Raw genomic sequence first — 9799 nt, forward strand, 5'->3', positions numbered from 1 at the left:
AGGACATCTTGTCCTTTCAACTTTAAATAAGAACAGAAAGAGGGAGAATGTCTTAGTAGCACTCTCCTTTTAGGGAATAATATGGTATTTAGTGTACGAACGTTTAATAATATCAATCAGATTGGCTTGAAGGAATTAGGAAATAAATTCCAGATTGACGGGGATCAGGCAGTCAATCCAGATGCCTTCATTGTCCGTTCTGAAAATTTGCACGGCTTTGCTTTTCCAGAAAATCTGAAAGCTATTGCTCGAGCAGGGGCAGGAACCAATAACATTCCGATCGAGGAGGCAACAGCCCAAGGAATTGTTGTTTTTAATACACCCGGCGCCAATGCGAATGCTGTAAAAGAAGCGGTGCTTGCTTCTATTCTACTTTCTGCGCGTGATTATATCGGTGCTACGGCTTGGGTCAATACCCTGTCAGGGGATGATGTACCCAAGCAAGTTGAGGCAGGGAAAAAACAATTTGCAGGGACGGAAATCACAGGCAAGACCCTTGGTGTGATAGGGCTTGGTGCGATTGGTGCACGGATTGCCAATGACGCTCGCCGTTTGGGGATGAATGTCTTGGGATACGATCCCTATGTATCTGTTGAAACAGCCTGGAGTATTTCAAGCCACGTTAAGCGAGTGGATGATTTGAAAGAAATTTTTAGGCAGTCAGACTATATCACGGTTCATGTGCCCCTAAACGATAGTACCCGCGAATTGTTTGATGCGCAAGCTTTTTCCATGATGAAAAAAGGCACCACTATTATCAATTTTGCTCGCGGTGAGTTGGTCAGTCATCCAGCTTTGTTTGATGCGATTGCAACTGGTGTTGTCGGTCACTATGTGACAGATTTTGGGACGGACGACTTGCTCAACCAGCCTCACATTACGGTCTTTCCACATGTAGGAGGCTCCACAGAAGAGGCAGAATTGAACTGCGCTGTTGCGGCGGGTAAGACGATTCGCCGTTTTATGGAAACAGGTGAAATCACCAATTCGGTTAATTTCCCCAACATGCACCAAGCACTTTCAACGCCATTTCGGATTACTCTCATCAATAAAAATGTGCCAAACATGGTGGCAAAGATCTCCACGGCAGTCTCTCAGCTCAATATCAATATCGATAATATCTTAAATCGTTCAAAAGGGGACTATGCCTACACCATACTGGACTTGGATGAGGCAGACAGGGAAAAAATCACGGCTCTTGCGCAGCAATTTGAAAGCGATGAAAATATTGTCAAGGTGCGCATCATTGAAAGTAGGAAGTAAGAATGGATAAAAAAGATCGTAAAGAATATGTGAAAGAATTAAAAGAGCGATTTGAGGTGTTTCAAATCAACCTTATGACAGCGCTGTGGGTGGATAGGGAAACAGGTGTCGAATACTTACATGTCGGAGAAAGCGAGTTGCAGCCGCTGCTCGATTCAGAAGGAAAGCCAAATATCAACAAGAAGTTTAAAGATGACCTACTATAAATGCCTCTATCAGTCGCCCTTAGGTCCCCTATCCCTTATTGCGACTGATAAAGGATTGCGGGGTATTTGGTTTGAAGATCAGAAATATTTTGAGCGGGGTGTGACAGAGACACCCATCATGGTAGAGCATCCCATTCTTAAGCAAGCGACGCTCTTACTGGATGCCTACTTTGCCGGTCAAGCAGTTGATTTGTCTCTTCTATCGCTGGATCTTTCAGCCACTCCGTTTCAGAAAGCTGTGTGGCAGTTCTTGCAGGAGATTCCCTGTGGGCAGACGGTGACCTATGGGCAAATTGCAAAATCCCTAGGGATACTTTCTGGTCAGGCTGTCGGTGGAGCAGTCGGGAAAAATCCGATTTCCATTCTCATTCCCTGCCACCGAGTGGTGGGCAGGAAAGGACAGCTGACGGGTTACGCAGGTGGAATAGAAAAAAAGCGCTGGTTGTTAGCGCATGAAGCATTGATGAAGAAAGAGGAAGAAGATGTTAGTATTTTATGAATATCCAAAATGCTCGACTTGTCGAGCAGCCAAGGCGGAACTGCAGGCTCTGGGTCTCGAATTTGAAGCGATTGACATTAAGACGAATCCGCCAAAGGCTAGTCAGTTGAAGGAATGGATGGAGGCTACAGGGCTCGAACTCAAGAAATATTTCAATACATCTGGTAATAGCTACCGAGCGCTCGGCTTAAAAGATAGGTTTGACCAGTTGAGTGTGGCTCAAGCCTTGGACTTATTGGCGAATGACGGTATGCTGATTAAACGTCCTCTCCTGATTCAGGACGGAAAAATATTGCAGATTGGTTATCGCACAGCATATAAGGACTTGGGGTTGTAGTCCAAGTTCAGCAGATACGCTTTAAAAATCAAACTCTGACGTTGGTAACTCACCTTGCTGAGTAAAAAGCTCTAGTGGAGGTTTTTAGCCTGTTCCCTAAAAACTAGATAGAACGAGTGTAACTCGTGTCACCCAGTCAAGGAATAGACTGTTGAAGGTTGGAAATAAAACGAGTGTAACTCGTGTCAAGTGTGGCTACCTTTGAGGAATAACTGTTTTAGCTTTAGCCAGTTCCAGATTTTGATTTTTATAGAGTAGGAACCTAGACCCCATATCCAGATGATGTCGAATGCTAGGTACGATAGTTCATAGAAAAAACCGCAGACTTCCTACCGATTTTCGGTGAGGTAGTTTCTGCGGTTTTGTTGCTTATTCAGATGTCCGAAGCGTAGTAAGGCTATACTAGCTCAACCAGTCTGGGGATAGACTGGTTGAGGTCGGAAATAAAGAAAACGAAGTTTTCGTCAAACCAGTCTGGGGATAGACTGTTTGAGGTCGGAAATAAAGAAAACGAAGTTTTCGTCAAACCAGTCTGGGGATAGACTGGTTGAGGTGGGAAATAAAGAAAACAGATGATTTTGGGCTAGGAGGCTTTTGCTTCTTTCTCCCGCTGTTTGTCCTATTATGAGGTGGCTTCTCTCACAGCAATGTAATTTCCCTCATGATCTGCAAAGGTAAAATGTCGCATACCTTGGTAGTCCATGATAGGGTTTGTCGCAACACCTGCTTGGGTCAACCGTTCATATTCTGCTTCCAAGTTATCTGTTTCAAATAAGAGGCTTGGAAAGCCGACATTCATGCCAGGATTGGCTGTTGCCACCCATTCTTTATCATGAATGCCAAATTTGGTGGCAGAATCAGCTGATGGCGCAATTTCATAAGAAATTGCTTCACCATGGTCGGCTGTGTCCAAGAGGACAAAGCCGATTTTTCCTGTCCAAAATTCCATGGCAGCCTTGGTATCTGCAACATAGAGCATAGTCGTTGATGTTGTAATCATTGTTTCTCCTTATAGGTCAATCTCCATGACGATCGGTGTGTGATCTTGGCGGGTTCCCGAGTCAATCATCTCCGACTTGGTCACCTTGTCAGCCACACGATTGCTTGTCAGCCAGTAGTCAATTCTCCAGCCAGTATTATTGATTTTGCTAGTCTTGCTACGCTGTGCCCACCAAGTATACTGATGAGGAATGTCGCCGTGTAGGTGGCGGAAGGTATCGGTGAAGCCTTTTTCGAGTAGATTGGTAAATCCAGCCCGCTCTTCATCGGTAAATCCAGGCGACTGCCGGTTGCTTGCAGGATTTGCCAGATCGATTTCATGGTGGGCAACATTGTAGTCTCCGGTTGCAAGAACTGGTTTTTGCTGGTCTAGTCGTGCCAGATATGTTGCATATCGTTCATCCCACACTTGGCGATCGCTCAAGCGTCTTAATCCGTCTCCCGCATTTGGAGTATAGACTTGGGTGACAAAGAACTGGTCAAATTCCAAGGTGATGATCCGCCCTTCCAAGTCCATGGTCGTCGGTGCTCCGATTTCGGGGAAGGTGATGATAGGGGTCAAGCCCTTCTTGTAGAGAAACATGGTTCCCGCATAGCCCTTACGAGCTGGCTCGACAGAAGACCGCCAGGTATTTTCATAGTTTGGAAAGAGTTCTTCCAGAATGTCCAAGTGTTTCTTGGTCGGACCTTTGGCTGATAGCTTGGTTTCCTGAATAGCGATAATATCTGCATCTTCTGCGATCAAGGTCTGTAAAACAGCTTGTGACAGTTGCGCACGAGCAGAATCGCTGGTCAAGGCCGCATTGAGGGAATCAATATTCCATGAAATGAGTTTCATAATGTATCCTTTTCTCTTATACTCTACAATAATCCAAACGAAACCTTGTCTATTTGTTTGGGTGTTATTGAGTATAGTAATTTCTTCTTTTTGTATTATATCAAAAGTATAGAATATGGGCTTGTTTCTAGCTCATGTGTCTAGGAAAGACGGTTGAAAACGGTGTGAAATTGTCGTATAATGAACAAAAAATAAAAGGAGGATATGATGAAGTTCTATTCCTACGACTATGTTTTGAGCCAGATCAGTAGTGCTAACTGGATGCTAGCAGGTATTGTGTTGCTTATTTTAGTAGCGGCAGCTGTTGTAGCTTTTCAATACTACCATGAGAAAAAAGACAGTAAGTACCGCGAGCTGTTTATGATTCTACTTAATGGCTTACTTGTCACAGTGCTGATTGGACTAAGTCAATTCCAGAGTAATCAGGCTTCAGATAGTCAATACCAGACTTCGCTCCATTTTATTGAGCTTGTATCAAGTCAGTTACAGGTGGATAAATCAAGGGTCTATGTCAATACATCTGTTACAACAGATGGGGCGATTGTGAAAGTCGGCAACCAGTTTTACCGTGCGATTCGTGGCAGTGAGCCAGACACCTATCTCTTAGAAAAGATGGACTTATATAAGGCGGATGTTGAAGTAGTGGAGGTGGAAAAATGACATTATCTTATCTGGATATTGCGATTAAACTAGGGTTAGGTCTGCTCTCTCTTATTTTTGTGATCAATGTGTCTGGTAAGGGCAATCTTGCGCCTAATTCGGCTAGTGATCAGGTACAGAATTATGTTCTTGGTGGAATCATCGGAGGTGTGATTTACAGTCCATCCATTTCCATTTTGCAATACAGCATCATCCTCCTGATTTGGACAATGTTGGTCTTGAGTTTGAAATGGGTGAAGACCCACAATCATTTTCTAAAACGCATGATTGATGGACGGTTTACGATCCTCATTAAAAATGGAAAGGTAGATGTAGAAGCCTGTCGTTCGGTGGGATTGACAGCGTCAGATGTAGCTTTAAAATTGCGAGGACAAGGGATCTATCAGCTAAAGCAGGTCAAACGTGCCGTCTTGGAACAAAATGGTCAATTGATTGTCGTGCAGGCAGGAGAAGAAAATCCTAAGTACCCTGTTGTTGCAGATGGAACGATTCAGACAGATGTCTTGGAATCCATTGATCAAACAGAAGAATGGCTCCTTGAAAAACTGGAAGAAATGGGTCACCAAGAAGTGACGGACATTTTCATTGCCGAATATGATAAAGGCGACCTCAATGTCGTGACCTATTAAGATACGAGGACGTTTGACACGAGTTCCACTCGTTCTATCCCTAACCTTCAACAGTCTATTCCTAGACTGTTGAAGCGAGCAAAGCAAAAATAGGGGATTGACGCTGTGTTCCATGAACACGAGGAAATCTATACCTAAAGGTAGCCACAGCTGTAACTAGCTGAAGCTAGTTACAGCTGCGTCTCTTTTTTCCGAGCTTTTAGCCTGTGTTCAGTTACACCAAGATACAAAGCCCGTTAAAAACTCAAAGCGCACCTCTTTATGTATTAACAGTCACCTCCCTGACTGTTAATACCATATCCATAAGCGGGCATAGTCCGCAACGGCTACGGCAAACTAGGAAATCTGACGCAGAGTTTTTAGATGAGAGTTTGCTCCGCAAACTTCTATTTCCCGCCTCTAAAGGTATCCATACCTTTGAAGCTAGGAAGATTTATCCCTAAAGGAAGCCCCAGTTGTAACTAGTTAAAGCTAGAACACCTGCATCTCTTTTCGCACAGAGTTTGGTCGTGTTCAGTAAAAGTAAAGCAAACGATTATAAATAGCAGAAATTTATGCTTTATCAACAACTTCTTTTTGTGATATAATAAAACGATAGCACTGGGTTTCATTTGCCCTGAAAGGAAAACACATGACGGAAAAGAATTTTTACATTACTACCCCGATTTACTACCCTTCTGGAAAACTTCATATCGGAAATGCGACGACCACGATTGCCTGTGATGTATTGGCGCGCTACAAGCGCCTTATGGGCTATGATGTCTTTTATTTGACAGGCCTTGATGAGCATGGTCAAAAGATTCAAACCAAGGCAGCAGAAGCAGGGATTAGCCCCCAAACCTATGTGGATGGCATGGCTGTTGGGGTCAAAGAACTGTGGGAACTCTTGGATATTTCCTACGATAAATTTATCCGCACGACCGATGATTACCATGAAAGGGTTGTGGCAGAGGTCTTTGAACGCTTGCTCGCCCAAGACGATATTTACTTGGGAGAATACTCTGGTTGGTACTCTGTATCAGACGAGGAATTTTTCACGGAAAGTCAATTGGAAGAGGTTTTCCGAGACGAGACAGGTAAGGTTATTGGCGGGATTGCTCCTTCTGGTCATGAGGTGGAATGGGTATCAGAGGAGTCTTATTTCTTGCGATTGAGCAAATACGCAGACCGTCTGGTAGCATTTTTCGAGGAACATCCTGACTTTATCCAGCCGGATGGACGGATGAATGAGATCGTGAAAAACTTTATCGAGCCAGGTCTGGAAGATTTGGCGGTTAGCCGCACTTCCTTTACTTGGGGAGTTCCTGTCCCATCTAACCCCAAGCATGTTGTCTATGTCTGGATTGATGCCCTTTTAAACTATGTGACAGCCCTTGGCTATGGTCAAGAAGATCATGCGAATTTTGATACTTTCTGGAATGGCACTGTTTATCATATGGTTGCAAAAGACATTTTACGATTCCACTCGATTTACTGGCCTATCATGCTTATGATGCTCGACTTGTCTTTACCAGAGCGTCTGATTGCCCACGGTTGGTTTGTCATGAAAGATGGCAAAATGTCCAAATCGAAAGGGAATGTCGTTTATCCAGATATGCTGGTGGAGCGTTATGGACTGGATCCCCTGCGTTACTATCTCATGAGAAGCCTGCCTGTCGGATCAGACGGAACCTTTACACCAGAGGATTATGTCGGACGTATCAACTATGAATTGGCCAATGATCTTGGCAACCTGCTCAATCGTACAGTTGCCATGGTTAACAAATACTTTGACGGACAAGTCCCTGCCTACGCAGGAAATGTAACTGCTTTTGACGAAGATCTAGCAGGTGTGGCGACAGCTTCTATCGCTCAATACCACAAGCAAATGGAAGCGGTGGATTATCCGCGTGCCTTGGAAGCAGTATGGACCTTGATTGCCCGTACCAACAAATACATTGATGAGACAGCTCCGTGGATCTTAGCAAAAGAGGAAGAAAAGCGTGCTGAACTTGCTTCTGTTATGAGCCATTTGGTAGCTAGCTTGCGTGTAGTAGCCCACTTGATTGAGCCATTTATGATGGCAACAAGTGCTGCTATCCTAGAGCAATTGGGTCTGCAAAAAGTCAGCAGCTTAGAGGTCTTAGCGCTCGCCGATTTACCAGCAGGATTGACCGTTGTTGCAAAAGGTCAGCCTATCTTCCCTCGTCTAGATATGGAGGAAGAAATCGCCTATATCAAGGAGCAAATGGGTGCAGGCAAGCCTGCGATTGAAAAGGAGTGGAAGCCCGAAGAGGTTGACTTGACTTTGAACCGCAAGGAAATCAAGTTTGATGACTTTGAAAAAGTCGAAATCCGTGTTGCAGAAGTCAAGGAAGTCAAAAAAGTCGAAGGTAGTGATAAACTACTCCAGTTCCGTCTGGATGCAGGTGATAGCGAAGATCGCCAAATCCTATCTGGCATTGCTAAATACTATCCAAATGAGCAAGAATTGGTCGGTAAAAAGGTTCAAATCGTAGCCAATCTTAAACCGCGCAAGATGATGGGGCATATCAGTCAGGGGATGATATTATCAGCAGAACATGGTGATAGCTTAACCCTCTTGACGGTTGATCCTAGCGTGCCAAATGGTAGCGTGATTGGTTAATGCTTTGTTATAGTCATTTAGTTTATATTTTTTATTACTTCGTTAACTTGTCTTGCTGTACCCCAGTACTACCTGCGACTCGTTGCCTAGTACTAAAAATAAACTAAACGGCTATATTATTAAAGAAAAACAAGTTACACACCAGTAGCTTGTTTTTTGGCGAATAAATAGGTAGGAGGGCTTATGTTAGTTGCTAAAAATGAGCGAGGACAGTCTATTTGTTTATACCCGTTGACAAAGTATTCTTTTGAATTTCAAGGAGCAGTCGTTGAAGAGCGAGCCATGATGGGAGAGCAGTTCTTCTGTCCTGGCTGCGGCAGTCCTGTTCGTCTGCGCAAAGGACGGGTCATTCGTCCCCATTTTGCCCATGTCTCCTTGAAGAATTGTGCTTATTTCTCTGAAAATGAATCCGCCCAACACCTTGCATTAAAGACAAGTCTGTATCAATGGGCAAGTAAGCATAGCAAGGCGGAGCTGGAAAAGCGACTGCCCGAGATGGAGCAGATTGCAGATGTACTGGTGGAGGATAAGCTGGCTTTAGAAGTGCAGTGTTCGCGACTGCCTCTTCGGCGTTTGCAAGAGCGGACACAGGCCTATCAGCAGGCGGGGTATCATGTCTTGTGGCTCTTAGGTGAGCAGTTGTGGCTAAAAAATCGCCTCACCAATCTACAAAAGCAGTTTCTCTCCTTTAGCCAATATTCGGGCTTTTTCCTATGGGAATTGTCGCTAAGGCATCAGCAGCTACGTTTACAGTACTTGATCCATGAGGACTTGCATGGTCGTCTTCAGTATTTGACCAAAGAATTTCCCCTAGGAGTTGGCAATCTTCTTGCCATATTGCGTTTTCCCTATCAACAGAAAAAAGCTGCCGTTTTAAAAGGAAAGCAGGACGTAGATTTGCTCGACTATATTGCCCGTCAACTCTATCATCATTCTCCCAAGTGGTTAGCAGTTCAGGCGCAGTTCTATCAGGAGGGAGGCAATCTTCTTGCCCAAAGTCTGGATGACTTTTATCCCCAAATTCGTCCGCCCCAGTCTAGGTGTGGTTTTGTCCAAATCCAACAGGATTTAAGAGGCTACTATGCTAATTTTCAGACCTATTACCAGCAACTAGACTGTAAAGAGGAACAATATCTTTATCCCCCGATCTTTTATCGAACGGTTCTTGAGAAAAAGCCTATCTGATATTAGAAGCAACCTTGGGTAATTGAACTCGAGCTAAGCACTGTGTGAAAAGAGACGCAATTGTTGTAACTTTAGTTGCTTACAGGTGTGGCTCCCTTTAGGGATAAATTGCCTTGTGTCTTGAGACACGGCATCAATTTCCTATTTTCTACCATTTGTCAAGTATTTCAATGGTTTTCGGGTAAAAAATTTATAAAGTTACTTGATATTATCCTCCATGCTCTCCATGTTTGGTCTACATTAGGAGAAAAAATGCACACCAAAAGCACACCTTATTTTGCCATTTTTTTCATAAGGTGTTACAATAATATGGCATGGACAACTTTAATGATTTTGGGTTGAACCGTAATCATAAAGTTTGTTATGCGTTATGAGGTAATACATGGTCCTTGTGAGACGATGTATAGAGGCAATCGCATGTGGCTTAGTGGAACTAGCTTGCGATTGTCTTTTTCGTTTCTCATAGAAATCAGCGATATGGCAAGGATTGGTATGACGAGCTGAAGCGATGTTATGGATGCACTTAAAGAGAATCTTTCTGGCATAAGGATTGCCTC

At 43.9% G+C, this 9799-nt stretch carries 10 protein-coding genes and 1 pseudogene; 8 read left to right on the top strand and 3 right to left on the bottom strand.

Translation table 11 applies throughout. The annotated features are described in order from the left end of the window. Positions 1-81: 81 nt before the first annotated feature. Genes BU200_RS06945 through BU200_RS06960 form a run of 4 tightly spaced genes read left to right on the top strand, consistent with a single transcriptional unit; the run spans position 82 to position 2305 of the window. Positions 82-1263, top strand: a complete 1182-nt coding sequence (locus BU200_RS06945; RefSeq protein WP_075099489.1) for a phosphoglycerate dehydrogenase — start codon at positions 82-84, stop codon at positions 1261-1263. 2 nt (positions 1264-1265) lie between these two features. Next, a complete protein-coding gene (locus BU200_RS06950; protein ID WP_075099490.1) occupies positions 1266-1469 on the top strand; it encodes a DUF6440 family protein in 204 nt (67 codons plus the stop codon). Next, positions 1456-1968: a methylated-DNA--[protein]-cysteine S-methyltransferase gene (locus tag BU200_RS06955; protein WP_075099491.1), complete on the top strand. Its 513-nt coding sequence runs from the start codon at positions 1456-1458 to the stop codon at positions 1966-1968. Before BU200_RS06950 ends, BU200_RS06955 begins: the two co-directional genes overlap by 14 nt. Next, entirely contained in the window at positions 1952-2305 is a 354-nt protein-coding gene (locus tag BU200_RS06960) for an arsenate reductase family protein (RefSeq protein ID WP_075099492.1), read from the top strand. The genes BU200_RS06955 and BU200_RS06960 overlap by 17 nt, the downstream gene beginning before the upstream one ends. A 622-nt stretch (positions 2306-2927) precedes the next feature. Here the strand turns inward: BU200_RS06960 and BU200_RS06965 are convergent. Together BU200_RS06965 and BU200_RS06970 are read right to left on the bottom strand one after the other, a co-directional pair. Next, on the bottom strand, positions 2928-3305 hold the full coding sequence (locus BU200_RS06965; protein ID WP_075099493.1) for a VOC family protein: 378 nt from the start codon (positions 3303-3305) through the stop codon (positions 2928-2930). Between the two features lie 9 nt (positions 3306-3314). Beyond that, positions 3315-4142, bottom strand: a complete 828-nt coding sequence (locus BU200_RS06970) for an exodeoxyribonuclease III (protein ID WP_075099494.1) — start codon at positions 4140-4142, stop codon at positions 3315-3317. Between the two features lie 207 nt (positions 4143-4349). Between BU200_RS06970 and BU200_RS06975 the strand changes: the two genes are divergently transcribed. From BU200_RS06975 to BU200_RS06990, 4 genes are all read left to right on the top strand, one after another. Beyond that, entirely contained in the window at positions 4350-4802 is a 453-nt protein-coding gene (locus BU200_RS06975) for a DUF3290 family protein (RefSeq protein WP_075099495.1), read from the top strand. Next, positions 4799-5431, top strand: coding sequence for a DUF421 domain-containing protein (locus BU200_RS06980; RefSeq protein ID WP_075099496.1), 633 nt, complete (start codon positions 4799-4801; stop codon positions 5429-5431). Before BU200_RS06975 ends, BU200_RS06980 begins: the two co-directional genes overlap by 4 nt. 631 nt (positions 5432-6062) lie before the next feature. Beyond that, a complete protein-coding gene (gene metG, locus BU200_RS06985; protein ID WP_075099497.1) occupies positions 6063-8057 on the top strand; it encodes a methionine--tRNA ligase in 1995 nt (664 codons plus the stop codon). A gap of 282 nt (positions 8058-8339) precedes the next feature. Next, positions 8340-9242 carry a competence protein CoiA gene (locus BU200_RS06990; protein WP_447441976.1) on the top strand — a complete coding sequence of 301 codons (903 nt, stop codon included), beginning with the start codon at positions 8340-8342 and terminating at the stop codon, positions 9240-9242. Positions 9243-9566: 324 nt separating this feature from the next. Here BU200_RS06990 and BU200_RS06995 read toward each other — a convergent pair. Continuing rightward, positions 9567-9799, bottom strand: a pseudogene (locus tag BU200_RS06995) (IS110 family transposase); the annotation flags it as partial.

It is taken from the genome of Streptococcus acidominimus, from assembly GCF_001921825.1.
GTDB classification, from domain to species: domain Bacteria; phylum Bacillota; class Bacilli; order Lactobacillales; family Streptococcaceae; genus Streptococcus; species Streptococcus acidominimus.